The organism is Nocardia niigatensis NBRC 100131, from assembly GCF_000308655.1.
GTDB lineage: Bacteria > Actinomycetota > Actinomycetes > Mycobacteriales > Mycobacteriaceae > Nocardia > Nocardia niigatensis.
Genome location: NZ_BAGC01000037.1, coordinates 1 through 233 on the forward strand (window position 1 = coordinate 1; position 233 = coordinate 233).

1 protein-coding gene is annotated in these 233 nt (G+C 68.2%); it reads right to left on the reverse strand.

Features of this window, described 5'->3' with window-relative positions; genetic code table 11:
* The coding region (locus ON33_RS11245; protein ID WP_157184483.1) for an aminotransferase class V-fold PLP-dependent enzyme at nucleotides 1–233 on the reverse strand (233 nt) is incomplete at both ends.

Genomic DNA, 233 nt, shown 5'->3' on the forward strand with positions numbered 1-233 from the left:
ACCACGTTCAGCGACTCGGTCGCGTTCTTGGTGTACACGATCTCGTCCGCGCCGACGCCGACGAACGCCGCGATCGCCGCGCGCGCCGCCTCGTAGGCCTCATTGGCCTCCTCGGCGAGCTGGTGCGCGCTGCGATGCACGGCCGCGTTGTGTTCGAGCAGGAATTCCCGCTCGGCGTCGAGCACCTGCAGCGGACGTTGCGACGTCGCACCGGAATCCAAGTACGCCAACGG